The sequence below is a fragment of the Methanoculleus sp. UBA291 genome, assembly GCF_002499755.1.
In the GTDB taxonomy this organism is placed as follows: Archaea; Halobacteriota; Methanomicrobia; order Methanomicrobiales; family Methanoculleaceae; genus Methanoculleus; species Methanoculleus palmolei.
The window spans coordinates 2,280-29,101 of sequence record NZ_DANC01000023.1 but is presented as its reverse complement, the minus strand read 5'-3'; the positions used below and the strand labels follow the sequence as shown (position 1 = coordinate 29,101).

Sequence of the window (26,822 nt, the reverse complement as noted above, 5' to 3'; positions counted from 1 at the left end):
GTATCGTAAATATATCGGTTGCCGCTTTCACCCGCCGTTTTGCAAATCTCCGGCTGCCTGTAATGATGAACGAAGCTCGGCACCGGTTCTTTCAACGCCGGTGGAAGTGTGGTCCTCTTCGCAAATGATGGAATCCAGGTGGCACACCCTATGCCGTCCGCAAGAATGGGCGTTCACCGGTCAGGCGTTCGCCGGTCTTTTGACCTTATATCCTCTTTGCTACCGTCTCGATCGCCTCGATCAGCGTCTGCTGCTGCGGCTTGATGATCGCCACCGGGCAGTCGACGATCTTTTCTACTATCGGCGCAAGGATCGGGGCGCAGATGATTCCGAGCGCCCCCTCCTTGTCTGCCCGCGCCGCGGCGATGATGCACTCCTCGAGGGAGTCTGCCGAGTAGCCCCGGATGCGGTAACTCCGGCCGTCGATGAGAAGGTCGCGGTTGTCCAGGTCGTTGAGCAGGAACCGCGCCGCGATTACCGCGATGAAATTCTTCTCCCGGGGTTCGAGGACGTTGACGATCCGTCGGATGGTGGAGAGGCGCGGGTCCGCCTTTCCCGACGTGAGCTTGTAGAGGGTGGCGGGCGGGACCCCCGCCCGGTCCGCGAGGTCCCGGACACTCATGTTCTGCCGGGCGAGTTCTTCCTGGAGCGCTCCGGAAAAATTGGTCTCGAAGATCCTTCTTGAGAGCATTGCTCTACTATTGTAGAATATATGGGATAAATTTTTCCTATTAGGGTTAATCATTCGGCCATAAAGAAAAACTCTTATCATCCGGTGTGGCAATTGTTCCCCATGGACAGAACACCCATCCGGGAGATCACGATCCTCCCCGGCCGGGGCCGGCACGGCGAACCGGAAGGGTTCGACGCGATCACCATCCGCCCGGGCGACACGGTATCCATCGTCGGTCCGACCGGCTCCGGAAAGAGCGCTTTCATCAACGATATCGAGGTCTTCGCCCAGAACGACACCGCGACGGGGCGGACGGTCCTCGTCAACGGTGCATATCCTCCTGAAGAGTTCGTCCGCGACCCGGCGCACAAGCCAGTCGCCCTGATCACCCAGAACACCCGCTGCTTCGCCGACCTCACGGTCGAGGAGTTCCTTGCGATGCACGTCCGGTCCCGGCGGATCGAAGAAGACGGTATCGTCGATCGGACGATCAATCTCGCGAACGAGTTCACGGGCGAAGAGATCCGGTCCTGTGCCCGGATGACCGCGCTCTCCGGCGGTCAGACGCGGTCGCTCCTGGTGGCGGACGCCGTCCTTGTCGCGGCAGCGCCGGTCCTCCTCCTCGACGAGGTGGAGAACGCCGGTATCTTCAAGGAACGGGTGATCGAGGTCCTCCGAGCCGGGGGAAAGGCGGTTATCTTCGTCACGCACGACCCCCTGATCTCCCTCCTCTCCGCCCGGAGGATCGTCATGCGGGACGGAGCCGTCGAGAAGGTCATCGAACCGGACGGACGTGAGAACGACGCCCTCCGGGAGGCCCGTCGTCTTGACGGCATCCTTCATTGTATGCGGGAGAGAATCCGGGCGGGCGACCTGGTTACGGGTCGGGTCGGGGTATGAAACTCGCCATCGTCGCGGGACCGCCGTCCGCCGGGAAGACCGCCGTCGTGAGGCAGGTCATTCGCTCTCTTTCGGACCGGTACCGGATCGCCTACCTGAAAATCGACGTCGTTCGGGCGTTCGAGGACGAGGAACTCGCGGCCGAGTTCGGGATTCCGGCGCGAAAGGTCTGTTCCGGCGACCTCTGTCCGGACCACGCCGGGGTGATGGTGATGCGGGACGCCATCGCCTGGGGCGAGGAGGAGGGCGCCGACCTCCTCCTGGTCGAGAGCGCCGGGCTCTGTCTCCGCTGTTCTCCCTACACGACGCAGGGGCTCGGGATCGTCGTCCTCTCCGCCGTTTCCGGCACGAACACGCCCCTGAAGATGGCCCCGATGCTCGCGCTCGCCGACATTGCGGTCGTGACCCGGGTCGACCTCGTCTCTCAGGCCGAGAAGGAGGTCTTCCGGGAGCGGGTCCGGGAGGTGAACCCGGCCCTCGATATCGTGGAGACGAACGCCGTTCAGGGGACCGGGATGCGTTACCTCCTCCGGGTGATCGAGGACTCTTCCGACATAACCGACCCGGACGCCATCGTGCTCCGGGGTGCGCCGCCGCTCGGGGTCTGCACCATCTGTGTCGGGAAGACGGAGATCGGGTGGCGAAACCATTTCGGCGTCGTTCGGAAGCTCGAAGGCGCCGACTACCTCTACCGGGGGGAGTGACCCGTGGCATGGAGTCCCCCCGGGAAGGACTGCGGGGCCTGCGGCGCCCCGACCTGCGAGGCGTTCCTTGCCCGGGTCCGGCAGGGGGAGAGGGCGTACCCCGACTGCGTCTTCTACCACGCCGGGGCGGGTTCCTCCCGGTTCGAGGGGAGGACCCGTCATTCCGGCCGGGACGTCCTCGGCACAGAGTACGACTTCATCATCGGGCCCCTGCCCGGCGAGGTCTCGGCCCGGAAGATCGTCCTCCCCTTCCGCCCGGACCTCGTGGAGAAGTGGAACATTACGAGGGGCGACATCGTCGTCGGGAGACCGACCGGTGCGGGGTGTCCGGTCCAGCACGTCCTCTCGGTCCTCCACGCGAACCCGACGACCGGTCTTCTCACCTGTTCGGTCGTCGGTCCCGAGGTTGCCCGGGACGGCGGAGAGTTTAAGGACGTTGAGTCGTATCACATGATCGGTTTCGAGGGGATTTGCACGACGGTGCGCCGCGATCCGGTCGTCGGAATGCGGCAGCGGTTCCTGCCCGGGTTTTGTATGATGAACCTTACGCATACGGGCGTCGTGAACATGGTGCTCGCCAAATCATGCGGTCTTCATGTGCGGGTGGAGGATATCAGGTTGTTATGAAGACGCTGGCAGAGATCGACGAGAAGATCCGGAACGGCTCGGCGGTCGTCTACACCGCCGCGGAGTTCAAGCGGCTCATCCGCGAGGGTGCGGAGGTCTCGGCCGCGGACGTCGACGTGGTCACCACCGGGACCGCCGGCGTGATGTCGGGGACCGCGGCGATCCTCTCGGTGCCGGTGGCGGAGCCGGGGACGTTCGAGCGGGCGGAGCGTGCCTGGTTGAACGGGGTCTCCTGCATGCCCGGCCCCTGCCCGAACGAGCGTCTCGGGCTTCTCGACCTGATCGTCTCCGGGACCGCCCACGCCGGGGCCGGCTATGGGGGCGGCCATCTCTTCCGCGATATCGTCGAGGGGCGCGAGATCGAGGTGGTGGTAGAGGCCGCCGACCGGTCGATCGAGGCGAAGGTGACCCTCGACGACTTCGCCTACGCCCGGATCTTCACCACCCGGAGCGCTTACCGAAACTACACCGCCTACGTGAATACGCAGCCGACCCGGGTGAAGACGATCTTCTCGGTCGTGGGGCTTGCGGGGCCCTGTCGGGAGGTCTCGGTCAGCGGGTGCGGGGAGATCAACCCGCTCGAAAACGACCCCGCAAGACTCGCGATACGGGACGGGACGCCGGTCCTCCTGAACGGCTCGATCGGGATCGTGACCGGGGAAGGGACCCGGAGCACTCCTGAGAGGCCGAACCTCACGGTCATCGCCGACATGGCCGGGATGCAGCCCCGCTACATGGGCGGCTTTAAGACCTCCGCGGGACCTGAGTGCATCACGAGCCTCGGCGTCGCGATCCCGGTCCTCGACGACCGGCAGGTCGCAGGGCTCCGCGTGCTCGACGAGGCCGTCCCTCTCCCGGTGACCGACATCAACACCCGGGCCGTCCTCGGCGAAGCGACCTACGCCGACGTCTGGCAGCGGCCCGACCGGGAGGTGACCTATCACTCCGAGTGGTGCGAGGAGTGCTCGGCCTGCATCGTGGCCGCGGTCTGCCCCACGGACGCGTTCTCCCGCGAGACCGGGATCGACCGCGACCGTTGCCTCGCCTGCACCGCCTGTCTTACCGCCTGCCCGAACAACGCCCTCGAGGCCGGCGAGGGCTCGCTCCGTGTCCGGGGGCGGGGGGTCCCGATCACCCTCCGTCAGTCGGGCCGGACGCTTGCCGAAGACCTCTGCCGGGACTTAAAAGAGATGGTCCTCGACCGCCGGTTCACCTTCATCGGGGGTGAGGTGCGGTGAGAGAGAACTACCTCCTCCGGTGTCCGGCGTGCGGCCGGTCTTTTCCCGACCGTTACACCCTCGACTGCCCGTCGGGGTGCAACGCCCTTCTCCGAACCGTCTACGCGGAGCGCCGTCTCACCCCTAAAAACCTCCCGGGGATCTTCCGCTACAGTGATTGGCTCCCGGTCGAGGGTTACCTCGACATCGATGCCGGTCCGGTCTCCTACGAGAGCGTCGGTCTCGCCCGGGAGTTCGGGCTTTCAAACCTCACTATCTCTTTCTCCGGCTACTGGCCCGAGCGGGGCGGAGGGATGAAGACCTGTTCGTTCAAGGAACTTGAGGCGCAGCCGACGGTTCTTCGCCTCCGGGAGAAGGGGGCGGGGGTTCTCCAGGTTTCGTCGGCGGGGAACAGCGGCCGGGCGTTCTGCGAGGTATCGGGACTGACCGGGGCCCCGATCGTGGTGGTGGTCCCGACGGCCGCCGCCGATCGGCTCTGGACGACCGTTCCGGCGGAAAACGTCTGTCTCATCACGGTTGACGGCGATTACTTCGACTCCATCGCGTTCGGGAGGGAGGTCTGTTCCCTCCCCGGCATCGTCCCGGAGGGCGGGGCGAAGAACGTCGCCCGCCGCGACGGGATGGGGACGGTGATGCTTGATGCGACGCTTGCTCTCGGCCGGCTCCCCGACTGCTACTTCCAGGCGGTCGGGAGCGGGACCGGAGGGATCGCCGCATGGGAGGCGGCGGAGCGTCTCGTCGCCGACGGGCGGTTCGGCTCGCGCCTCCCGGCCCTCCACCTCTCCCAGAACCTCCCCTTCGCCCCGATGGTCCGGGCCTGGGAGGTGGGGAGGCAGGAAATTGTTCCTGAAGTGGATATGCCCGACGTCGAGGCCGCGATCGCCCGGGTCTCTGCCGGCGTTCTCACGAACCGCCACCCGCCCTGGGGGGTCCGCGGCGGGGTCTACGACGCCCTCGCGGCCTCCGGTGGGAGGATGTATGCAGTCTCGAACGACGACGCACGGAGCGCCGGGCGGCTCTTTGCCGATACCGAGGAGATCGACCTCGACCCGGCGGCCGCGGTCGCCGTCGCGTCGCTTTCCCGGGCGGTGGAGGGCGGGTTCATCGGCCCGAAGGAACGGGTGCTCCTGAACGTGACCGGCGGGGGCTACGAGCGTGCGGCGGAAGACCTCGACCGCTACCCGATCGAGCCCTTCATCCGGGCGGCTGCCGGGGCAGCTTTCGAGGGAGACCTTCGGGATGCTGTTTCGGCCTGGCTCGCGGAGCAGGGGGTGACGGTCCGTGCGTGAGGGTCGTGTCCTCGACCGCCTCTCGTCTCTCGGGGTCGATACCGTGGCGGCCCTCCCCTGCGACCGGACGCAGGACCTCTGTGCCCTTCTCCCGGAGCGGTTCCATACGGTGAACCTGACCAGGGAGGAGGACGGCGTCGGGATCTCGGCCGGGCTCGCGATGGCGGGGGCACGATCGGTGCTGCATATGCAGAGTTCGGGGCTCGGGAACTCCTTAAACGCGATCATGTCGCTCACGGTGACCTTCGGCCTCCCCCTCCCGATCCTCGCGAGCTGGCGAGGGGTCTACCGGGAGGCGATCCCGGCCCAGGTGCCGTTCAACCGGGCGGTCCCGGAGGTTCTCGCGGCGCTCGGGATTCCGTATACGATCATCCGCGATCCTTCGGACGAGGGGTTGATCGATACGGTCGTCCGGGACGCCTACGAATCGATGCGGCCGCACGTGGGGTTGATCCTTCCCTCGTTCTGGGAGGGAACGGATGAAGCCTGCCCGGCGGAGCAGGCGTTCCCGCCCCGGGCCCGGGAGTCGGCGCTCGACTATCGGCGGGCGTTCCGCGAACCGGTGATGACCCGGAACGATGCGATCCGGGTCATCGCGGCCGCCCTCGGCGATGAGGCGGTCGTTGCGAACATCGGCGTCCCCTCAAAGGAACTCTACGCGGCAAACGACCGGGACCTGAACTTCTACATGCTCGGGAGCTACACCCAGGCGACGCCGATCGGGCTCGGGCTCTCGATTGCGGCGGATAAGGATGTCGTCGTCCTCGACGGCGACGGGAGCCTCCTCGGGACCGCCGTCCTCCCGGTGGTGGTGGCACAGGCGCCGGAGAACCTCACGATCGTCTGCCTGGACAACGGGGCCTTCGGGAGCACCGGGAACCAGCCGACGAACGCCTGCTGCCAGGTGGACATGGAGCTCCTCGCCCTCGCCGCCGGACTCAAAAAGACGTGCAAGGTGCAGGACGCAGAGGAGTTAAAAGATGCCTGGGAGGACCGGGGACGGGGGCCGAACTTCATCCATGTCGTGTTGAAACCGGGGAACGCGGCGGTCCCGAACATCCCGCTCGCCCCGGGGGAGATCCGGGAGCGGTTTATGCGGGCGCTTTTGGGGTGACCCTCCGGAACGCTTCTCTTCTCCTGTATCGCGCGACCCTTCAGGCACTCCCCGGACGGCCGCACCTCTTTTTCGGATATAGGCCGATGTTTTTCCCGGCGGCGGTTCTGTCCCATTGGTTTCGGGAACATCCCCCGGACATGTAAAGAAAATGGACAGAATTTATAAATAGACTTACGCCCACGTCATTGTGTGAGTGCGAGGATGCGTCCGCAAAAGTTCGTGGGGTCCTCCCATCCCTGCTTGACGGCCGGATGGTGCACCCGTGCGTCGGGAAAAAGAGGGTTAGTACGCACTTGTGATGCAACCCTCTCTTTCTCTGTATAGTAAGCAATGGAGACAATAGAAAAATGAAAGTAGGAAGTGGATTTTTCCCGTTTCTGGCAGTATTGATACTATGTGTGCTAATATCTGCTGGTGCGGTTTCTGCAACACCGAGCGATCTGAGTACGTCCATGGTTGAAAAAATGCCTGTAGAGGAGATCTCCGAGGCTGACATTCAGGCTGGTATTGAATACCTGAATGCGCACGATCATGTTCTTCACAGGTATGGGACACTGCCTGCCCTCAAAGACACAAGGATGCGGTGCACCTGGGAAGACAGCCTTGATAAGTTCGTGGCTGATGCCAGATGCGATATCGAGCCCTTGTTCTACCCTGAGGGTCCGATTCACGGTTTTGGATATGATATTGAAGGCTACGTGTTCGTCTCCATCGTTGACAATCGGACGATGGATTCCGAAGCGATGGATAACCTTTACGGGACGCTTGAGAGCCGGGGAAGGACTATGGGTATCAGCAACATTCCGGTCAAGTTCATCTCATCCCCGCTCGTTGAACTCGACAGTTATCCCCCCGAGAGCCGTTCTAGTTACTGTAGACCGATCATCGGAGGACTGATGCTACAAACAAGCCTTCCTGGAGGGACCGGAGAAGCGACAACAGGATTTGCAGCACAAACCAGTTCAGGAAGTCAGGGCTATGTTATTTCAGGACACTGTACTGAGGGTGCTGGCACAAAAGTCTATCAGCCGACTATTGGTTTTGATGCGGGTACAGTGTCTACGGACGGTGGTACCTACTCTGACGCAGCTTGGGTCCCTTTCAATAACGTTGTAGCTCGCATTTACACTACGCCCTCAGTAACTAGTGCAATAAAGGGCTATTATAGTGATCCGGGCTCTGGGCTAAGTGTTGTTATGTCGGGAAAAAACATCGGAACTCTCATTCGGGCAAGTTCTTAGAACGGGTGAGGAGTTCAACTCTCATTATAAACGAATGCTCCAGAATCAGCGGTATACGACCTATGCTTCTTCAGGTGGTGATAGCGGAGCACCTGTTTTTCATGTCGAGCCCAATCATGATCGGATACTTGTGGGTATCCACTGGGGGCATAGCGATGATTACTCTGTATTCTCTCCAATTTCAGGGGTGACAGCTGATTTGGGTGTAACGCCCCTTACGGTCTAAGGTAAAGCCAGTAATCGAGGACTATTTTACATCCTTTTTTAGAAATCTGTTCTGTCAACGCCCTCATCTATGGTGATATCTGTGGTCGCTTGAGCGGCCTTTGGGGTTATGGTAACTATGCGTCGCCGAAAAGGAACTTTGAGGACATTGGCACTTTACACATGGATACTGGAATGACCCTCCCGCGGTATACGGGGGCCCCTCATCCCTGCTTGACGGCCGGATGGCGCACCCCACATGCCCGGAGGCAATGAGGTATATGCATTCTTCCTACTTGAATTATGCCCCGTCCTCCCGTGGGTTAAATTGAGGTCTTCGTTATGGAACTAAAAATGGTTGGTACACTTGTCTGTCTCGCTCTGGCGTTCGCAGTCGGGTGCATGTGGGTTCTTGGTCTTGGTCAGGCTCCGGTGAGTCTTCTTCCCACCGTGGCGGGCGCAGGTGAAGGTACGTGCTCTCTCGCCGCAGAGTTCCCGGAAGTGCAGGGCTCGTATACGCTCTACCAGGTGGTCCTGGTCACTGTCACGGAGGAGCGGGTCCGGGAGATTGCGGAACGGTTCGGGCTCTCGGGAGAACCGAAAGCGGTCAGCGAGGTGACCGGGGAGTTCCTCCTTGTCGACGCCCCGAAGGAGCCGGAAGAGCAGGTATCGGTGTATGCGCATTCCCGCGGGGTGGCCTACCACATCCTTGACAAAGCGCTCCCGACCGAAGTGACCGAGCAGCCTGACCTTCCCTCGGACGCGGAGGCGGAAAAGATTGCTCTTGCACTCCTGGAGAAGACCGGGGACTGTCCGCCCTCACGCGCGCTCCGGGATAGCGTAGAGGAGCCGTATGTCGAATATATATCTTTGCCGATGAGGGAAAACGGTGAAGTCTGCTCCCCCTCTCATATTTTTGAGATGTTTGTAGCCGGGATCCAGGGCGGATCACGGCAAAGGAGTATGCCCTGGTCGCCTTCGGCATCGTCGTCCTCTCCATGCCGGTCCTGCTTCGCTGGCTCAGCCTCTCCCTGTGGGGGATCTTTATCCATGCGGTCCTTTTCACCGCCGCTCTCCTCCTCTGGTTCTTTCGACCGACCCTCGCCGGGGGGAGCATCCCGATGCGGGAGTATGCCTGGCCTGTCGTGATCGCCTTTTGCCTGTCGTTGCTGTTCCTCTCCTGGTTCGGCACTGTTTCTTTCGTTCTGTTTCAGCTGCATGGATCTTTTTCCCTGATCACCGGGGGTTCGACGTCCTGCTTCCGGTCCTCGGGGTTCTCGGCCCGCCCCGGCAGATCGGAAGCGCCCGAAAACGGCGGCAGGATGCGTGACGCTCCGCCCCGGGTCTAGAGTGGCACCGTCGTAATCAGTGGGATGATGAGTGGATCTTCGATCAAGACGAGGAGATCCGGTATGGGAAGCGGGTTTCAGGGCCGCACTTTTCTGCTACTGGTGGACATGGAACTCCTCGCCCTCGCCGCCGGGATCCGGCAGACCCGCAAGGTGCAGGACGAAGAAGAACTCGTGGAGGCATGGGAGAGCCGGGGGCGGGGCCCGAACTTTATTCATGTGGTGTTAAGACCCGGGAACGCGGCGGTCCAGAATATCCCGCTTGCTCCGGCGGAGATCCGGGAGCGGTTTGTGCGGGGGTTTCAGGGGTGAGGTACTCCCTGGATGTAGACCTCCCGGTCGTAGCCCCGGGTGAAGAGGAAGAGGACCCTGAGGTGGTCCTCCCGAATGTCCAATTTTTTAGACATATGTCCAGAATTTTGGACGGTCCATGGCATCAGGGTTTCGGTCGGCGAGCGGCCGCCGGGATCGTTCCTGCCTCTGCCATCCGGCGCAGCTCACGTTTCCAGCCCGTTGTGGTCGTTTTCAGGGTGAATTTCCACCTGCCGGGCCTGATGTGTAGATGATTGTGAGAGAGATCGTTTATAGGAGAACGTTGATGTCTCCACTGTGGATTCCGGTATAAACCGGTTTACATCTCCGGAGGAGTCATTTATGGAAGAGGGCAGGTCCTATCAATCCGTATGCTACCAACTCTTGAGAGCCCTGTCGGTGCCGGTCACTGTCCTGGCCTTTTTTCCCCTGTTGGTGATCGTTTTTCTGGTACCGATCGTGATCGTGCCGGATCCACGAGCTTTAATCGGGGTTGGTTATGCCGCGGCGCTGACCCTGTCATTTGTCTATTTCGGCCTGAAACTGCGAAAGATGGGTGAGTGATGGGGGCATGAAACGTCGGATCATTAGTACCTATAACAAAGCGAGTGAAGCATGCGGCAGAAGATATCGCTGGACACGATTCTTAACGGGACTGTTTTTCGTGTTGCTCCTTCTCTTGCTCTTCTACGACCCTATCAGGGGGTTCCATCCGGCGCTCGACCCCTTCTTCATGCTCTTTGTCCAGACTGTCGGTCTCGTTTTCCTGGTGCTCACTGTATTTTGCATCATCGGTCTGGTGTTCCTTGTTATCCGGCGCCTCTATAGCGTATGCCGTGGCGAATGACGGTGGTTATCTGATAGATTAACCTGGGATCGATTGCCTTGAACATACATGCCGGGAATCCATATATGTGGAGAACGCGCCCGGAACCCGGGCATAGGCAGTTAGATACGGATAAAAAAAAGCAACACTTTTATCGTCACCGGGCTTACAAAACGTCATGGTGCGATGGCCCTTGACTATCAGGATCGCTCTGGTTGCCTTCTGCCTCCTGGCTGCTCTCGTCTACCGTGTGCGCCACCTCTATTCAACCTGTTTATGGCGCATACCCGGAAAGATTGCCTTCGGATCTGACCGCGTTGTATCTCTGGAACGAACCCCCGAGCATCCTCATCCTCGAGTTCGTGTGCGTATCCGCCCCGGTGCTCTTCGTCTCGGTGCAACTCCTCTTCTCTCTGTCCTTATGGCTGCGGCTTGGCCAGAAAAGACTCGCCTGCCAGAATATCCTTGAAAACGAGATACAGAATGTGGTGTATACATGTATCCGGGAGAATCCGGGGATTCGCATGCGATCTCTTTCTCAAATGCTGGGGGTGAGTATCGGATCCCTCCGGTATCATGTGGGTGTGCTGTGCCAGATGCCCATCTCCATCGCATCTCTGAACACACTTGCCGATCGAAAACAGGTATCTCTACCAGAAGAGGCTCTTTCCTATGCGCTCCGCGCCCGAGGAGTGATGTACCTTCGCATTTTCATAAACATCTCCCGGACGTGTAAAGAAATCGGACAGAATTTATAAGTAAACTCGTGCCCATGTCATTGTGTGGGCGCGAGGATGCGTCTGCAAGAGTTCGTGGGGTCCCTCCATCCACGGTTGACGCCCGGATGATAGAGCCCCGCAAGCCCGGAGGCAAAGAAAGTTTACGCACTTTGCGTACTTAAATGTGTGCGTCTGCCTCCGGGAACAGTAACAGGAGGTAACAAGGATGAAGAAAGGAAAAGGAGTTCTATCGGTGCTGGCAGTGCTGATGCTCTTTGTATCAGTATCTGTCGGGGCAGTTTTTGCGGCTCAAATCGATGTGGAAACGCCGGTAGAGAAGATTACAGACGACATGGGAATTCTGGAAACAATAGATCTGGGAAGCATGTCTACGGATGGCGACGGCGATACTGCATACGCGGTCGGTGTGGGGCCCGTCACCGTTTCGGCCGGGTATAACACTTTCACAGCGTCGTACAGCAACAAGAATGACCGACCTCTTGACGGTCAGGGAGCAGTTTATCGTCTGACGGTATGGGATGCCCGGGGCGTGGCGCACCCTAGCGATGATCTAAAAGTTGACGCTGCGGGAAGTGGTACGATCAGCGTGAGCTTCGATTCACGAGGCAGCGGCGACGCCCAGTATGAACTGTGGTGTCGGACACACGACTGGTTGGAGACAGAGATGGATTCTAGTAGATACACCGAAGACCTTGACTATGTCTGAAGAAAGTGCATCCTCTTGGATGCACCATTTTAAAGCGGAACGGTGATCTTTTGAATAGGAAAATAGTATACACCATCGTCCTGATGGTGGGTCTTGCAGGTGTCCTGGCGTATGGTGCTCTGGTGTATGTAACGTTGTATGCCTGGGAAGAGGTTGCGGTGAGCACTGCCAGTTCGAGCGGCAGTGTTGTCTTTCTGGACAATATCTCCCATGGCACTCACCATCTCGGTTCTGTTCATGCCAGCCTCGAGAGCGACATCGACATATCGTATTCTAACCCGATATCCCCTTCCATCGAGACTGGGATAGGAATTAACACCTTCACTACTTCATGGAACGACATCCGGAGAGATGGATCCAGCGGCGGGAAGACAGCCGTCTTTACCCTGACGGTCTGGGATTCTGCCGGGGTACCACATAGCACCTCTCTTAAATCCGGGCGGAGCGGTTCTGGAACGATGAGCGTATCGCTCTTTTCACCCGAGCCCGGAGAGGGACGATTTGAACTCACGTCGACCATACTCGAAAGGAGACTGAACCCCTCTGCTCTATCCGATCGCTGAAATGAGAGAGATATATGGACGGAAAATCTGCATTGCCCTGCTGCTCTTCATCCTTGCTGGCAGCGGCATAGCGCATGCATCCGCTCAGCCGGGTGAAGACGTGCAGATCGATCCGACGAATGATGAGCTCTCGGTGGCAGGTACGGAAAACGCCCGGCAAACGGCGCTTGAAAAACCTGAGATCGGAGATACCGCCGCGTATAACGGGTCTAAAAGTGCATTCAGTGCATTCTATAATCCTGTGCTTCTGGGGATTGCTCTGGGAGCCGTGATCATGCTCTCGGTGGGGTACTATCTCATCCGAATATATCGCAGGAGGAATGCACCGTAATGCGGCGGAATTCGCGCTTTTTACTTCTCTGGACGATGAGCGAGAGATAGTTTCCGGAGTTCTGGTTTGGGACAATGCCTGGGTTACGGTAACGGTTTCATAACAGGTGGATGAGGCATGCGGCAAAGAGTTTCAGACTTGGTTTTAACAGGATTGTTTGCCGTGATGCTCTTCCTCCTACTTTTCTATCACACCATTAGGGAGTTTTATCCGGAGATCGATCCCTTCCTCATGATCTTTGGCCAGGTTGTCGGTCTTGTTCTCATGATACTCATTATATTCTGTTTTGCTGGCCTGGTTTTGCTGGTCATCCGGCGTTTGCATCGCCGCTTCTATCGCCGTTAGGCGGCTATTCATTCGGTGCCTGGTTGTTCTTTGGCTGTAGAGAAGATGTAGGTCAAACGGGGATACATGTGATCCTGGTTGGTCCGGACACTCCCTCGCTGACGCAGGTATTCGCCTCGAAGGGATAAGATCGAACGTGGTATCCATCCAGAGTTTCTTTGTGTGGAAGGGGGTGTAAGAATGCCTCGCAGCTGGACATTTGATATTCATCTGATTGCATCCGGCCTCATTCTCCGGGATTTAGCAAATTTCCCCGGATCCCTATTGGGCAAACGGATGTCCTCCTTCTCTTGCCAGAAGCTGACACTTCGTCTGTATATAAAACGTGTAAAGAAATGGGACAGAATATTTATGCAGAGTGTCTCCGAAGTCTCTATCAGTGGATTTTGATGAAATTCAACCGCCTTATTGGGCTCCTGGCCATCTTTGCTCTCATCATTCCGATGGTTTCAGCAGGCAGTGTCGAAAGTGGAAACAATGTAACCACGTTAGACCTCCCACAAGCAAATGGGTTCATAACCCGTGAATATTATACCATCACACAGGGGGAGACCGATTCCTATAGTTGCAACGTACCGGTTGGTACATCTACACTGCAGTTCGATCTGGACTGGTTTACTCCCGATTACTCTTTGAGACTGAATATCTACAGGCCCGACGGGAGCCTGTACGGTTCTTATCATGATGACGATGATGGTCGCGAACCTGATGGGCGGATTTATCTCAAGATATCCAACCCTGCATCCGGGCTCTGGAAATTTAAGGTCTATGGAGAGCGTGTGACCGGAACTCAACTGTATGCATTTAGTTATTTCTAAAACCAAATCTTTTTATTGCCACTGGCCTTATGCATTCCCATGGCTCCAGAGTCACGAATTTCCAGAATCGCCCTGGTCGCCTTCTACATCCTACTACTGTCGTCTACCGTGTGCGCCACCCCTATTCAGCCTGTTTATGGCGCATACCCGGAGCAGTTACCTTCAGGTCTAACTCCGCTGTATCCCTGGAACGAACCCCTGAGTATCCTCATCCTTGAATTCGTGTGCGTATCCGCCCCGGCGCTCTTCATTCCAATACAGTTACTGTTCTCGCTGTTTGTGTGGCTGTATCTTGGTCATAAGAGGGTTTCATGTCGGAATGTTCTGGGCAACGAAAATCGAAACGCGGTGTATACGTGCATTCTAGAGAATCCGGGGGCATCCATGCGGTTTATTTCCCAAACATTGGGGATGAATATCGGGACTCTCCGGTATCATGTGGGGGTACTATGCCGGATGGGAAAGGTCGTTGCCGAGCAGAACAACGGAGGAATGAGGCACTACGTCGATGTGGGCACCTGCTCCGATCTGGAGAAGGTATTGGCCGGATGCCTCAACGAGCATCCAAAGATCCGAATAATAAACCTTGTTCTGCAGCACCCGGGAATTACGAGGAAGGATATCGCGTCCCGGCTCATCATGTCGGGCCCGAACATCACCTGGCATATGAAGTCGTTGATCCGGGAGGGCATTGTCAGGAGCGAGAGGGATGGGCGGAATGTGCGATACTATCTCTGCCCGGATGTGAAGGAGTATATAGCAGTACACAAGTCATGGCATCTCGTGAATACCAGAAAAGGAGCTTCGGGTACCGGGACCTGATGCCGGCCTGAGACCCTGATTTCATCCTCCTGCCTTTTTTTCGGTTCGTCCTGCGAACTCTATATAACATCTGCGATCAGACAATTTCTCCGCATCACGCATAGACAACCGTATCAGCAAGGGCAATATCCCGTTCTGTGAAGAAGATGAGACGATCCGGTACACCCCCCGCGGTCGAACTCCCTTCCGGCCGCGGAACCTCCGGGACGATCTCGATCGTGTACCAGCAGGTGCCGCCCGGGAACGCCGCCTCCTTCAGGGGGCGGAGCGAGCCTTGTGAGAGGATGTAAAGGTCGCCGTGGGTTTCGTTATACTCTTTCTCAATCTCGTGTTTGAATGTTCTAAGCGTTACATTGCACTCTCCCCGGGTGAGGTCGGCAAAATCGATCAGGGTCGCTTCACGGAAGACGGCGAGGGGGTGCGCTCCCTCTAGGGGGAACTCGAGTATCTGGTCTTTGTAGAACACGTTGCCGCTTGGGTAGGCGTATGTCTCGTAAAAGTGCTGCTCTCCGTCTACGCCCCCGGAATAACGCGCCTGGGTGCACTGCACCACCCCGTCCTTATCGACGAACTGATTCAGTTGAATGAGTACGGCCGACTCGTTCGCGAAACCCTGCTCACGTACCAGGACGTCCCAGAGGTGCACGAGATCGGGTTGACGCTCCTCGGGGTCGAGGTCGATCACCATCGCTCCCGTGGCAATCTCGGGCATTTCGGGCGTGTAGAAGTAGTGGATGAAGACGAGGGAGATGAGGATTACCCAGACGATGAGCGGGATCTTTTTCATTCTTGAACCTCCGAGCCGGGATATGCAGTACCAATATGGTTGATGGTATCGTCGTCACTGATGATAGGACTTACGTAACTGTTTTCGGGTTGATTTGGCCACAAAAATCCTCTGCTACGGAAAATCGGGGAGATCCGCACGGGTGTGACCGTCAGGGTGCCGCACGACATGCACCACCAAACGGATCTTTCTATCACCCATTTTCAGTTACATCCCCCGGATGCATAAAGAAACGTGACAGAAAAGGTATATGCCCGAACATCCAGATCGTCATACATGGAGCGCAAATACCTCATCGTGTTGACACTTCTCGGCATCGCGGCCGGCCTGTATGCAGTCATCGCCTACCAGTGGATCCTGGCGATCATCATCGTCGCAGTGGTGGCGCTGATCCTGGTCGCTACCGACGTCGCAGGGCGGAACAGCGGGGTATAGCCGGCGGCGTGGTAGGGATACCCTTTCGCACGGCTCCCGCCTTCGGCTTGCGGGCGTTGCTCAGAACCGGTAAGGGATGCCTGATGTGTAGATGCGCGCCGCAGAAAAGTTCACCGTTGAACGTTGATTTCTCACCCGTAGGTACCGATACCCGGGAATGCACGGTTCATCCCCGAGTTCGATGCCCAAAGCGAGGTCTGCATGAAGGTTGACTTTATTTTCAAGGCGTTCGCTGCCATTTTCAGCGTGATCATCGTCCTGTCCCTCCTTTTCGCGTTCACCGAGACCGTTCCGCCGGGCAACTTCTACGCGATCGAGATCACCGATCTACCCGTTCCTGCCGTGAACGGCACCGCCACGGTCATGGTCCCGGTTCCGGCGAACACAACGGGTACTCTGGTTATCCCCGATGAAGTGCTCACCGGTAACCAGGTCTCCGGGTGGCAGGCAGAGATCCGGGAGACACCCTACGGGAGGATGCTTGCGTTCACGGCGGCGGGAGAGTACGCGCCCGACATATCTGTGTCGTTTGAGGTGGTGCAGACCGGGGATGAAGAGAGAGCCGCGGTTGCTCGCACCTGTGCTTGCGACACCCGATAATGTGAGTGTCACCGAGTTCATCCAAGTCTCAGGCGGCGCCTACATCACGGCCGTATTCCTCAGCGGTTTCGTCCCATCGCCTGAGGACGCAGCCGGGGTCGTCACGTTCAGCCTCGAGTACCGGGGAGTGGGGGGCACGGAACGCTTGATGAGAGAGAATACCTGGGCGACAACGGTGAATACGGTCGTTATGGGTACAAAATCCGGTTTTATTCCGATTCAAGCTGATTATCAGGTTATTGCAGGGGGTCTTGCGTTCCTGTAGGGGTTGATTCCATCACCTGGGGAGATCCGGCGATACTACTCCCGTGTTCGCAACGACCAGCTCCGGTTGAGAGTTGATCTTGCAGGTACAGCCTGCGCAGGGAGAGGGAGAACCGGGACAACCTCTCCCGCCGGCGCCTTACCCGACCCGGGCAACCTTTGTCGGGTAGGCAAGTTTGTAGTCGACCTCCCGCTCGTCGATATATGCTCTCTGGTTGACATAGCCCTTGATATAGGGCCTGACCCTGGCATCGAACCTGATCGCATCCCCTTCCTGCAGATCACCGAGACTCTCGAATCCCTTCGTGTAGTTGAACCAGAGATGATCGGTGATCGGGTTGCCGGCGCTGTCCCGGATATCGGTGAGCAGCACCGTCACGTCATAGGTAACCCACTCATCCCCGACCCTCTTTGGTCGGTAGCGATCTTTCTTCCCGAATCGCACAAACGTTCCGATGAATGTCTTTCGCTCCTCCTCGATCCGTTTCAGCTTTGGTCTCATAATCCTGCTGCTCCCGATAAACTCCCTTTGCCAGCGACGATTGCACGCTTGTACCCGCTTATATGGTCAATTGGAGTGGTTTACCATAACGTTTGCGCAAGCGCCTTGAAAGTATATCCAGTTTGCGAAAACCTCCATGGCTGCGACTTCCCCTCTTTTGGAACCCGCAGGATGAGATGCCCGGCGCACTACAGCAACACCGTCGTGACGAGCGGGATCGTGACGAGCGACCCGATCGTCGATACGAAGACGATCTGCGACGCGAGTTTTGAGTCCGCACCGTACTGCTCCGCGAAGATGACGGTGTTTGCGGCGGCGGGCATCGCGGCCATCGTGATCATGATCCCGCTGATGTAGGGATCGGGAAAGAACGGGGCGATGAGGTAGCAGTAGGCCGCCGGGACGGCGAGGAGGAGGACAGCGCTCGCGACCCAGATCCGCCAGTTCCCGATCATCTCCCGGGCCGGGAACGTCGCGAGCATCGCCCCGACGATGATCATCGCAAGCGGCGTTGTCACCCCCCCGAGGAGGTCGATCGAGTCGATGACGGGGCTCGGGATCTCCACCGAGCCGAGGAAGAGGGCGAGCCCGACGATGGAGGCCGCGATCCCGGGGTTTACGAGCAGGCGGAGGTCAAACTCCTTCCCCTTCCCCCCGGTCAGCATCATGATCCCGACCGAGAAGACCAGGATGTTGAAGATGAGGTTGAAGATCGCGACGTAGAAGAGCGAGTCCGGGCCGAAGAGTGTCAGGGCGACCGGGAACCCCATGAACCCCACGTTCCCGAAGACGATGGCGAACTGGAAGACTCCCTCCTCTGTGGCCGGGACCCGCATGGCTTTCGAAACGGCCCAGGCGATGGCGAACGATATGATGTAGAGGGCTCCCGTCGCGAGAACCAGGGTCTCGGCGCCCGCGAGGCGCTCGGGGGTGAACGGCACCTGCATCGAGGCGACGATCAGCGCCGGCAGGGTGATGTTGATGAGGAGCCCGGAGAGCCCCCGGGTGGGCCGGGGGTCCACGATCTTTGTCGCGACCGCGACGTAACCGGCGGCGATCAGGAGGACCAGAATGAAGATCTGGTCCGCGACTACCAGGAAATCCGCGATCATGCCGCTCATGTAGGCTCCGTCCGGTTTACCAGCGTGGGTGCTGCTACCCCTTTACGGTTCTGCTTGGGGTTGAGGGCGTGGGAGCGTGGTGGGCGAGAGAGCCTACCCGTGTGTCGGGGTGGTTCTCCGCCGGGACCGCAGCGCGTTCGTCACACGGAGGAGCGCCTCGCTCACCTCTCTCCGTCAGGGCATAGTCCAGTTATTTCCGGGCGAACCGTGGTTACCCCGGGAAGTTTGAGGGGCAGGGCTGCGTGGAGCGGTGATGGCGGGGACGGAACTTCTCGATCGGGATTACCAGAGCCGGGAACATTCGCCTGCGTGCACTCCCGTGGACCAGGGGGTCGCACCGAAAGATTCACATAAGAATCGTTCAAAAATGTGAACATATGTTCAGTGATATGAACATATTCTCCGGGGCCTCGTTCACGCTTCTCCGGTTCTTGGGCAGGCATTATCACGACGATTATTATGTCCGCGAGCTCGCCCGGCTGCTCGGGATAGGGGTGGGTTCGGCCAGCGAGACGCTTGCCCGTCTGGCGGAGGCGGGTCTGGTGCATCGCGAAGAGCGTGGGCGCCTTGTGGTCTATCGCGCAGCGATGGAGAGCCCGCTCCTCCGTGAAGTGAAGATCTGCGCCACACTCATCGAACTCAACCCACTGATCCTTCGCCTGCGGGGCGACGTGGCGAGGGTGATCCTCTTCGGGAGCACGGCGACCGGCGACGATACCCACGAGAGCGATATCGATCTCGCCATCGAGACGGGTGATGCAAGGGCTGCGGCAGAGAGCATCGCCGTGGCTCGGGCCGGGCTCGACCGCGAGCTCTCGCCGCTCATTCTCACGCCCAGGGAATTTCGGTCCCTGAAGACCGCCGATCCGGCTCTTTACGAGCGGATTTTAGCGGGAAAAGTCCTGATTGAGGAGGAGCGATGAAGTATCGGTTTGAACAGTGCCTGCAGCGGGGAAAGATTGTCCGCGTTCCGGTCGACTCTGGACTGGTCACAAAGGAACTGCGGGAAGCGGAGCAGGATCTGGCTGCTGCAGAACATTCTCTCGCGGAGGGGAATATGAAGTGGGCAATCATCCAGGGTTACTATGCACAGTTTCACACCCTACGTGCCCTTGTCTTCTCCGGGGGCTATCGCGAAAAGAGCCATTCCTGCCTTCGTTATGCCGTTGAGGCTCTTTATGTCGACAAAGGCCTTCTTCCGGCATCGGTACTCGAAGACTTCAATTTCGCCATGCGCACGCGGGAAGGCGCGGATTACGGCTGTGTTTACTCAGAGGCTGATGCCCGCGATGTGGTGGCATCGGCGAGCTTGGTAGTGGGTCGGATCCGGGCGATGCTCGATTGAACAAGGGAAGACCAACGGAGAGGAGGCCAACGCCGCAGGGTGGCGACGGCCGACGTAGCCGGCGGTGATCAGGAGGACCTGGATGAATATCTGGTCCGCGATTATCCGGAAATCCATGACCGCACCGTTCATAAGGACCCCGCTCCGTCCGGTTCACCTGTGTGGGCGCCGGTACCCCTTTACGGCTCTGCTCGGGGTGGGAAAGGTGGCGATGAGTCGGGAGACGGTTTAACGGGCTTGCGTGTGGGGCGAGAGACTACGCTGGTATGGAGGAGGTTTGCCGGCGGCACCGCACCGCAAGGTACCAGAGCACGAGCGTCACGCCGAGGAACACCTCGCCCGCGTAGAGGAGGAGGGGTTCCCGGACGACGCTCCCCCCGAGCACGGCAAAGCCGCGGAGGAACGAGGCCACGAGAAGCGCCCCGGTCGTCAGGGTAGCGAGGGACGTGCCGAAGAGGAGGATGATCCGATGGTCTTTCCCGGGATGGAGGATCCTCCGGGCTCTCCTCGTCAGGGTGTAGTCCCGCCATTTCCGGGCACTCTCGTGCGTCACCAGGTCCGCGTCGGCCAGGACGGCGAGGTGCTCATGAACGGTCGACTTGGCAAGACCGAGCCCGTCGGCGAGCTCGCTCGTCGTCATGGGTCGGGTATCGAGCGTTTTGAGGATTGCGACCCGGACGCCGGAGGCAAGAGCGGCGATGTCGTCCCGGTCAAGCGTAACTTCTTCCATGCTTTGGAACCCCTCCCTTCGCGGGCCTGGCCCTAACCGATCAGGTATTCTTCTGCCGGAAGGGAAAAGTGTTCCGGAACGGCCCCGGGCTGCAGTACGGCCGGAAAAAAGATTGTGCCGCTTCTCTCAATCCGCCCGGAGAGTCGGGGGCGGGACCAGTTCCGGTGCTTCGATACCGGTCACAATGAACGTCGCCGATCCACCGGGGAGGTGGGCCCTGTTGTAGTCGGGGTCCGGGGTAGAGCCGGGGTCGATCTCTTCTTTCCAGGAGGTGTTGAAACCCGGTATGGTGGCGGTCACCCGCCGGAAGTCGAAGGTGATCGGCGTGCCGTTCGGGGTCGTGATGGTGTACGGGGCGGCAAGACCGATCGTCAGGTAAAGGACCTCCCCTGGTTCGGGTCTTGGGAGGTCCGCAGTCACCCGCACTTCGCGCCACTGGCCGGCGGCAAGATCGCCGATAGGCAGCGTGGTCGCGGCGCCGGGGAGGATGTTCCCCTCCGGAGATCCGGTGGTGGCGTTCAGGCGCTCAATCCCCGTCGTCACGGCAAGATCAGCCTGGGCGCAGTCTTCGCCTGCGAGGTTCCGGACGAAGAAGTCGAGGCTGATCTTGTCGCCCTCGATCGCGATATCGGGGGTGTACCGGATATCCTCCGGGTGGGCCGGGTCGAGGCTGTAGCGGTCACCGAGGGAGAGGGTCCGGCTCCAGGCGGTAGTATTCTGCAGCTGCCAGGTCTCGTTCATCCCGTCGTAGACGATCACCGGGCTCCCGTAAGGACCGCGATACTCGAATCCCGGGCCGAACGGCAATATCCAGTTCACGCGCTTGAGTGGTTCCTGCACGTGCTGGTGCTCCACGGGGAAGGCGGTGAGTATGGCGAGGTTCACCGCGGCAAGGATGAGAACGGCGGCAAGGCCAACCCATATCCACGTCTTCGAGCGCATTGTATCACGTTAGGAAAAGAGGTGATTTAGAGGTATGGGCTCACCATCAGCACTTCTCCTGTCTGTGCGTCGATGACGACGAGCCCTCCCTGGAGGACGTGATCCACGGGCTCGCCTCTCATCGTGATCACCCACGTCAGCGTCTGTACGTCCGGTCGGGTGTACTCGACGGAGAGGTCGGCCGTTGCATCGATCACCTTGATTCCCGGGAACTGCCCGGCCGCGACCTTCAGCGCCTCGTCCCGGGAGAGTTTCGGCTCAAGTGGACATTTGATCTCCCGCTGGATCCCGATATACGAGACGATCTCGCCGGTGCTCGGGTTAAGGTTCACGACGACTGTGTTCGGCGTGAGGACACCTTTGATCTCCTCTCTCCAGGTGGATGAGTACTCGCTGCCCGCATCGCCGTGAGAGACCAGGTTCGACCCGGTAAGCCGCATGTTCTTCCCTGAAAAGCCGTCGTACTTCTCTTCGGCGTAGGCCCTTGCCGCCGCTTCGGCTGCGATCCGATCCAACCGGATCTCATGGGAGTCTTTTCGCGCAGAATCGAACGTGGCGCGTTCGACTGCCCCGGTCCGGGCGTTGACATAGATCTGTCCGCCTCCGGTACCGAAGACGTAGTACTCTCCCAGGTTCAGGCACTCGATCTTCTGATACTCGAGGGTTGCATCGGGTTCGGTGAGAAAGCCCTGCGCTTTTTCCTTCGCAGTATCCACTCCAATTGGAGTGCCAGCGCCGGCCACCGACGCGGCCAGAGCCACGATGACAAGGCACACGATTGCAGTAATTGGTATCCATTTCATAGCTGAATCACCCCATTAAGAGACTCCGTGGCGAGCGGGAGTAAGATAACTGTTGTAACTCCCGGAGATCTCGTAGGTATCCACTCCATGGTAACCGATCGGCCACTGCCAGTAGCAGTCGTCTTTTGCGTTGCTTGTGGCGCTTGCAACGGTCTCCCCGTTTCGCACCCGGTTCCAGAAACTCTCGGACCAGTAGTTTCCGGTTTCGATCTCGACCTCGCCGTCGAACCCGACGCAGATGTCCGCGCCTTTGTTCGTGACGGTCTCCCGGACGAGATCCCCGTTGTAAGGGTTGTCGTGGGACGAATAGCAGGCGAGGTAGACCGCGAGCAGGACATCCCTGATATCGGTTCCATAATCAGATATGTAATACTGGTAGTTTCCCGGGTAGTGACCGTCGGTGTCGGCAAGTATCCAGGACTCCGAGGAAAACTTTATTCCACCGCCTTTATGCGAGTCGTCGTAGTAGAGGCCGTGGCCGTTGAAGAAGAATATCGCATCCGACCTGAACTGATTGTACGCTGTCGATGCTACTGCGTTCGTGGACGACGAGCTGGAGTAGCTCATCGCAGCCTGATCGACCCGTGCGTCGTAGGCCGTCGGCGTCGTATCCGAGCAGTCATAGTTGTGTGCGGGTGGTGCGGCGCTGGCGGCGGCAGGCAGAGCCGCGAGCAGGAGGAGTGCTGCCAGCGTGAATGACCATTGTTTCATAAGTATCCCTCAAGGTGCGCCCGGGCGTTCCTGCACCCGGAACCAGACCTGCATCTGAGGGGAAATCCTATAAAACCCGCTGTCGTGGTTCGGTTCTGGCCGAACAAACCTTAAACTTTGCGATCCGGTTCCGGGCAAGCAGCGGATCTGCGAAGCGTCATACTATAGAAACATTTTTCCGAGGTTCGGAAAAAACCGAACGATGACTGCTGATTTTATATGTTCTAACGACCCAGAATTGCGTCGGGTGCCGCGTGCGGTACCCGCTTGTGTGCGGGGGTCGTCCATCCCCAGGTCTGACGCCCCGGATGACGCACCCCGCAAGCCCGGAGGCAAAGGGAACGTAAGCGTTCTGCGTACTTAAACATGTGCTTCTCCTGCCTCCGAGGACAGAAACTGGAGGAAAACGAAATGAACGGAAAAACTGGAATGCGGGCATTCTCCTTGCTCTTGGCACTGTTGCTGATGAGCGTGGGAGTTGTGCCGGCAGTAGCAGGAACCTCTGAGGTTCCGGTTGAGCAATCGATTCCTGTAGTTGCGGCAAATGAGCAGACACCCTCCGATTCACGTTTCGTGATCGATGAAGATGTGAAAAAAGCAACGCCTCATTGGGCACTGTTTGCCGCCGATGAGCAAGGAAAGAAAAATGCTCTAAATGATTTGAAGATGGCTCAAATCTCCGATGAGAAAAAACAGATGTTATCTGAAGGACTCAGGGAAATTTGGGCAAAATATCCTGTAACTGCGATCCAACGTGACGGTCGAACAGAAGTGACTTTCGTATCTCCTGGCAAGTATGCCTTGACCCAAGAGGAAGAGTCCATCCTTGCTCAGGCCGATGAAGCGCTTGCCGAGTACCTGAACGATAAGTTCGCGACCAAAAGCAGCATTCAGTGGTGGGCGGCTCCCTGTCATCAGGATATCATAGAGACCTCCTGCCTGAAGTGGGGTGTTTCATCTGCATATGCTACGTATGCTCATGATGCAGCAGACGATCCCGACTCTTGGCCTTCGGTCTTGCCCCCTACCGGGTTCGAATGGTTGAATACCTTCATCCAGATCGTGTGTCACTCCTACGATCATTACTACAATCCTGTGCTTGGAACAGGTAATGCTCCGGCACAATGTGAGAACTATGCAAACATTGCCAAAAACTACTACGATCAGTCGTCAATGTACAATGCATACATGAACCTTGGGTATTCAAGCCATTTCCTGACTGATGTAGGAAATCCACTCCATACCGGTATGGAAATTGAACAAGCGCTGAATTCATGGGTTCACGCCGAGTATGAGGATTATGTTGGAGAGAACTGGGATCAAGGCAGTGGAGAGGGGTATAACTTCAAGTCGGTTATTCAGAACAACGGGTACTATTACACCATAACTGATCCATCCAGCTCGACGCAATCTCTTGCCGGGTATGCGAAAAACTACGATGATGACCTCTACTATCTGGTGTATAATCACCGGTACACGTTCAGAACTGACCCAGATGTTAGATCGATTACCGAGAACTGCCTCCTCGATATGGCGAAGTATACACTCGGTCTGGTGAAATACGTGAGAGATTGAGGAGGGCTCTCCTCCTCACTTATACGGGGTAAGATATAACCATGGAACCAATGTCATCGTCTGTCATCGTCTTTGCATTACTTGTCGTCCTCCTCCCGGCTGTCTTCGCCGGTCTCCTCTCCCTGGGGTTCTACTACATTCTCGCGAAGGCGCAACCGGCTATCAGCAAACTCGCTCCGATCGTGATCGGGCTGCTCCTGGCCGTCCTGGTGCCGTTTCTCTCCTTTGTGCCACCGATCCGGCCGATTTTACCGGTGCTGAACCTGGTGGTCCTCCAGATGGGCATCCTGACACCGTTCATGCTTATCAGGAACCACCTCCCCGACCGGCACCACTCCACGATCCTCTTCTCCGGGTCCGTGGTCACGGTGGCCGTGCTTCTGATCTACGGGTTTGCAATGGCGTTCGGAAGCGAGGCCCCCTCCCCGGTCTCTCAATTCCTGATGTCTCTGCCCCTGTCCGAGATCGGCCTTCCCATCATGAGCCTGGTTATGGCCTATCTGGCGGCTGCGCTCATATCCGCGGTCATATTCGGCGCCGTGCTCGCGGTCGTAGCCGCATTCCGGCGGCGGAAGGTGCGGAGCGGATGAAGGGGGAGATGACCAGAGCGTGAAACCCGTTGCCTGCAGAGGGCCCGGCATCCTGCTGATCGGGCTCTGCCTTCTGCTGATCTTTGCGGCGGGATGCCTTGTGCCGGAGTACGGGGTGGGCCGCGACATCATGGTCTTCAAGGTCGATGCCGGGGGGACGGAGCAGTGGCAGACGGTCATCGATACCGGGGGTGACGATCGCGCATCGTGCATCGTCCAGACCGCCGACGGCGGATATCTCATTGGAGGAGAGGTCTGGCCCTGGCGCGGGGACCAATCCTACGGGATCTTCAAGATTGACGACGGCGGCTCGGTCGCCTGGAACGCCACCGGCAGGGGGTCCCCGGTCTCTTCCGTCGCCGAGACGACCCGGGGCGCCATCGTAGCGGTTGGCGAGTCCGGGGTCCTGCTCCTCGATCCGGCGGGGGAGATCCTGGAGAGCGACGTCGAGGCCGACAGCATCCTGCAGTCGGTTGTCGGGACTGCCGCCGGTGGATTTGTCGCCGCCGGGACCGACGGCAAAGACTTCCTTGTGCTTAAACGGGATCGAAACCTGACGGAGGAGTGGCGGAAGACCTACGGATCGACGACCGGGGCGGCCTACGCGAAGATCATCATCCAGACATCCGACGGCGGGTATCTGGTGGGCGGTCCGATCTATCTTCCGGACAGGACCGGCTCTGACGTGTGGATACTCCGGTTGAACGCCACAGGCGATCTGCTCTGGAATGCGACGCTCGGCACGCCGCTGCTGTACAACGACGTGCACTTCATGAGCGAAGCGCTGGGGGGCGAGTGCACCGTCATCTACAACAACGTAACGCTGGAGGAGGTCATCTTTGATCCGGAAGGGAATGTGCTGGAGGAGAGGACGCTCAATGCATCAACTCCGATCATCAAAACGATCGATGAAGGATACGTATCCGGCACTGTCACGTACCGGTCCGCATCCCGGTTCCTGATCCTCCCCGACCGGGTAGGTGTCCCTCATGTCATGAAACTCAATGCCGATGGACTTCCGGAGTGGGATACCGAACTGAACGCCACGTTTGAACTGTTAGGCGACGCAGTCTCGGTCATCCAGACCACCGACGGCGGATATGCTTTCTTGATGAACAGACACAACTACCCGAGAGAGCCCCGGTAGCCGGAAGCCGACCTTTCATCCCTTGTAGGGAGATCAGCCCCCTTATCTTTCGGGAACATCAAGCGGGCATGCAAAGGATCGGACAGAAGACGAATCTTGTTCCTGTAAAAATCGCGTTCTTCGCTCGGTTCTAGCGAAACGGGTCTGAAGTCTTTGGTTCCCCGCGCAACGGCATGGGTGAAGGTGAGGTCGCCGGGGGCGGCAGAGTACTGGGTGGCAAGGCCCTGTGAATCGGAAGATCATCTTACAATAAGAAGCTTTATGTTGAATTCGGTCAAAACCGAACGATGACTGCTTATTTTATATGTTTTAAAGACCCAGAATCGCATTGGGTGCCGCGTGTGGTGCCCACTTGTGTGCGAGGGTCGCCCATCCCTGGTTGCCGCCCCGGATGACGCACCCCGCATGCCCGGAGGCAACAGGATGTACGCATTTCGTGTACTTGAAGTCATCCTAAAAGTTTCC

Annotated in this window: 32 protein-coding genes; 24 read left to right on the top strand and 8 right to left on the bottom strand. The window is 58.6% G+C overall.

The window, feature by feature from the left end:
* Positions 1–205 precede the first annotated feature (205 nt).
* Positions 206–691: a helix-turn-helix domain-containing protein gene (locus BP737_RS05630; RefSeq protein ID WP_292409864.1), complete on the bottom strand. Its 486-nt coding sequence runs from the start codon at positions 689–691 to the stop codon at positions 206–208.
* 102 nt (positions 692–793) lie between these two features.
* On the opposite strand from BP737_RS05630, the gene BP737_RS05625 reads away from it, so the two are divergent.
* The 17 genes from BP737_RS05625 (at position 794) to BP737_RS05550 (ending at position 14,805) form a co-directional block, all read left to right on the top strand.
* A complete protein-coding gene (locus BP737_RS05625) occupies positions 794–1,573 on the top strand; it encodes an ATP-binding cassette domain-containing protein (RefSeq protein WP_292409862.1) in 780 nt (259 codons plus the stop codon).
* Positions 1,570–2,277, top strand: coding sequence for a GTP-binding protein (locus BP737_RS05620; protein WP_292409861.1), 708 nt, complete (start codon positions 1,570–1,572; stop codon positions 2,275–2,277). Before BP737_RS05625 ends, BP737_RS05620 begins: the two co-directional genes overlap by 4 nt.
* Before the next feature lie 3 nt (positions 2,278–2,280).
* A complete protein-coding gene (locus BP737_RS05615) occupies positions 2,281–2,904 on the top strand; it encodes a (Fe-S)-binding protein (protein ID WP_292409859.1) in 624 nt (207 codons plus the stop codon).
* Entirely contained in the window at positions 2,901–4,142 is a 1,242-nt protein-coding gene (locus BP737_RS05610) for a methanogenesis marker 16 metalloprotein (protein ID WP_292409856.1), read from the top strand. Before BP737_RS05615 ends, BP737_RS05610 begins: the two co-directional genes overlap by 4 nt.
* Complete coding sequence (locus BP737_RS05605; RefSeq protein ID WP_292409854.1) at positions 4,139–5,431, top strand: cysteate synthase; 1,293 nt, start codon at positions 4,139–4,141, stop codon at positions 5,429–5,431. The genes BP737_RS05610 and BP737_RS05605 overlap by 4 nt, the downstream gene beginning before the upstream one ends.
* Positions 5,424–6,545: a sulfopyruvate decarboxylase subunit beta gene (gene comE / locus BP737_RS05600; RefSeq protein WP_292409853.1), complete on the top strand. Its 1,122-nt coding sequence runs from the start codon at positions 5,424–5,426 to the stop codon at positions 6,543–6,545. The genes BP737_RS05605 and comE overlap by 8 nt, the downstream gene beginning before the upstream one ends.
* A gap of 350 nt (positions 6,546–6,895) precedes the next feature.
* Positions 6,896–7,789 carry a hypothetical protein gene (locus BP737_RS05595; RefSeq protein WP_292409852.1) on the top strand — a complete coding sequence of 298 codons (894 nt, stop codon included), beginning with the start codon at positions 6,896–6,898 and terminating at the stop codon, positions 7,787–7,789.
* A gap of 546 nt (positions 7,790–8,335) precedes the next feature.
* Positions 8,336–9,142: a hypothetical protein gene (locus BP737_RS05590; protein ID WP_292409850.1), complete on the top strand. Its 807-nt coding sequence runs from the start codon at positions 8,336–8,338 to the stop codon at positions 9,140–9,142.
* Positions 9,143–9,405: 263 nt separating this feature from the next.
* Positions 9,406–9,654, top strand: a complete 249-nt coding sequence (locus BP737_RS05585) for a hypothetical protein (RefSeq protein ID WP_292409849.1) — start codon at positions 9,406–9,408, stop codon at positions 9,652–9,654.
* 342 nt (positions 9,655–9,996) lie between these two features.
* Positions 9,997–10,218 carry a hypothetical protein gene (locus tag BP737_RS05580; protein WP_292409848.1) on the top strand — a complete coding sequence of 74 codons (222 nt, stop codon included), beginning with the start codon at positions 9,997–9,999 and terminating at the stop codon, positions 10,216–10,218.
* Between the two features lie 103 nt (positions 10,219–10,321).
* Positions 10,322–10,501, top strand: a complete 180-nt coding sequence (locus BP737_RS05575) for a hypothetical protein (RefSeq protein WP_342685997.1) — start codon at positions 10,322–10,324, stop codon at positions 10,499–10,501.
* Between the two features lie 503 nt (positions 10,502–11,004).
* Positions 11,005–11,238 (top strand): hypothetical protein, encoded by a 234-nt coding sequence (locus BP737_RS14770; RefSeq protein ID WP_394339237.1) that lies wholly within the window; start codon positions 11,005–11,007, stop codon positions 11,236–11,238.
* A gap of 187 nt (positions 11,239–11,425) precedes the next feature.
* Complete coding sequence (locus BP737_RS05570) at positions 11,426–11,926, top strand: hypothetical protein (RefSeq protein ID WP_292409845.1); 501 nt, start codon at positions 11,426–11,428, stop codon at positions 11,924–11,926.
* Positions 11,927–11,976: 50 nt separating this feature from the next.
* The gene (locus BP737_RS05565; protein WP_292409843.1) at positions 11,977–12,489 is read left to right on the top strand and encodes a hypothetical protein; all 513 of its coding nucleotides are present in this window, start codon (positions 11,977–11,979) and stop codon (positions 12,487–12,489) included.
* Between the two features lie 100 nt (positions 12,490–12,589).
* Positions 12,590–12,820, top strand: coding sequence for a hypothetical protein (locus BP737_RS05560; RefSeq protein ID WP_342685996.1), 231 nt, complete (start codon positions 12,590–12,592; stop codon positions 12,818–12,820).
* 734 nt (positions 12,821–13,554) lie between these two features.
* Positions 13,555–13,983, top strand: a complete 429-nt coding sequence (locus BP737_RS05555; RefSeq protein WP_292409840.1) for a pre-peptidase C-terminal domain-containing protein — start codon at positions 13,555–13,557, stop codon at positions 13,981–13,983.
* Between the two features lie 39 nt (positions 13,984–14,022).
* Positions 14,023–14,805, top strand: coding sequence for a winged helix-turn-helix transcriptional regulator (locus BP737_RS05550; RefSeq protein WP_292409838.1), 783 nt, complete (start codon positions 14,023–14,025; stop codon positions 14,803–14,805).
* Between the two features lie 94 nt (positions 14,806–14,899).
* Here the strand turns inward: BP737_RS05550 and BP737_RS05545 are convergent, their stop codons facing one another.
* Entirely contained in the window at positions 14,900–15,592 is a 693-nt protein-coding gene (locus BP737_RS05545) for a hypothetical protein (protein ID WP_292409836.1), read from the bottom strand.
* Between the two features lie 276 nt (positions 15,593–15,868).
* Between BP737_RS05545 and BP737_RS05540 the strand changes: the two genes are divergently transcribed.
* Both BP737_RS05540 and BP737_RS05535 read left to right on the top strand, forming a co-directional pair.
* Complete coding sequence (locus BP737_RS05540; RefSeq protein ID WP_292409834.1) at positions 15,869–16,027, top strand: hypothetical protein; 159 nt, start codon at positions 15,869–15,871, stop codon at positions 16,025–16,027.
* 201 nt (positions 16,028–16,228) lie between these two features.
* The gene (locus BP737_RS05535; RefSeq protein WP_292409833.1) at positions 16,229–16,627 is read left to right on the top strand and encodes a hypothetical protein; all 399 of its coding nucleotides are present in this window, start codon (positions 16,229–16,231) and stop codon (positions 16,625–16,627) included.
* Positions 16,628–17,030: 403 nt separating this feature from the next.
* Here BP737_RS05535 and BP737_RS05530 read toward each other — a convergent pair whose 3' ends face one another.
* Positions 17,031–17,393 (bottom strand): hypothetical protein, encoded by a 363-nt coding sequence (locus BP737_RS05530; RefSeq protein WP_292409831.1) that lies wholly within the window; start codon positions 17,391–17,393, stop codon positions 17,031–17,033.
* A 188-nt stretch (positions 17,394–17,581) separates the two neighbouring features.
* The gene (locus BP737_RS05525) at positions 17,582–18,514 is read right to left on the bottom strand and encodes an AEC family transporter (RefSeq protein ID WP_292409829.1); all 933 of its coding nucleotides are present in this window, start codon (positions 18,512–18,514) and stop codon (positions 17,582–17,584) included.
* Positions 18,515–18,903: 389 nt separating this feature from the next.
* Here BP737_RS05525 and BP737_RS05520 point away from each other — a divergent pair, with 389 nt between their 5' ends.
* Together BP737_RS05520 and BP737_RS05515 are read left to right on the top strand one after the other, a co-directional pair.
* Positions 18,904–19,437 carry a nucleotidyltransferase domain-containing protein gene (locus tag BP737_RS05520; protein WP_342685995.1) on the top strand — a complete coding sequence of 178 codons (534 nt, stop codon included), beginning with the start codon at positions 18,904–18,906 and terminating at the stop codon, positions 19,435–19,437.
* Positions 19,434–19,859: a HEPN domain-containing protein gene (locus tag BP737_RS05515; protein ID WP_292409825.1), complete on the top strand. Its 426-nt coding sequence runs from the start codon at positions 19,434–19,436 to the stop codon at positions 19,857–19,859. The genes BP737_RS05520 and BP737_RS05515 overlap by 4 nt, the downstream gene beginning before the upstream one ends.
* Positions 19,860–20,115: 256 nt before the next feature.
* Here BP737_RS05515 and BP737_RS05510 read toward each other — a convergent pair whose 3' ends face one another.
* From BP737_RS05510 to BP737_RS05495, 4 genes are all read right to left on the bottom strand, one after another.
* On the bottom strand, positions 20,116–20,589 hold the full coding sequence (locus tag BP737_RS05510) for an ArsR/SmtB family transcription factor (RefSeq protein ID WP_292409823.1): 474 nt from the start codon (positions 20,587–20,589) through the stop codon (positions 20,116–20,118).
* A gap of 126 nt (positions 20,590–20,715) precedes the next feature.
* Positions 20,716–21,531, bottom strand: coding sequence for a hypothetical protein (locus tag BP737_RS05505; RefSeq protein ID WP_292409821.1), 816 nt, complete (start codon positions 21,529–21,531; stop codon positions 20,716–20,718).
* 26 nt (positions 21,532–21,557) lie between these two features.
* Positions 21,558–22,334: a PepSY domain-containing protein gene (locus tag BP737_RS05500; protein WP_292409819.1), complete on the bottom strand. Its 777-nt coding sequence runs from the start codon at positions 22,332–22,334 to the stop codon at positions 21,558–21,560.
* A 15-nt stretch (positions 22,335–22,349) separates the two neighbouring features.
* Positions 22,350–23,045, bottom strand: a complete 696-nt coding sequence (locus tag BP737_RS05495) for a hypothetical protein (protein ID WP_292409817.1) — start codon at positions 23,043–23,045, stop codon at positions 22,350–22,352.
* Between the two features lie 411 nt (positions 23,046–23,456).
* On the opposite strand from BP737_RS05495, the gene BP737_RS05490 reads away from it, so the two are divergent.
* Genes BP737_RS05490 through BP737_RS05480 form a run of 3 tightly spaced genes read left to right on the top strand, consistent with a single transcriptional unit; the run spans position 23,457 to position 26,357 of the window.
* The gene (locus BP737_RS05490) at positions 23,457–24,620 is read left to right on the top strand and encodes a hypothetical protein (protein WP_292409816.1); all 1,164 of its coding nucleotides are present in this window, start codon (positions 23,457–23,459) and stop codon (positions 24,618–24,620) included.
* A gap of 50 nt (positions 24,621–24,670) precedes the next feature.
* Positions 24,671–25,210, top strand: a complete 540-nt coding sequence (locus tag BP737_RS05485; protein ID WP_292409814.1) for a hypothetical protein — start codon at positions 24,671–24,673, stop codon at positions 25,208–25,210.
* A gap of 19 nt (positions 25,211–25,229) precedes the next feature.
* A complete protein-coding gene (locus BP737_RS05480) occupies positions 25,230–26,357 on the top strand; it encodes a hypothetical protein (RefSeq protein WP_292409812.1) in 1,128 nt (375 codons plus the stop codon).
* Positions 26,358–26,822 lie beyond the last annotated feature (465 nt).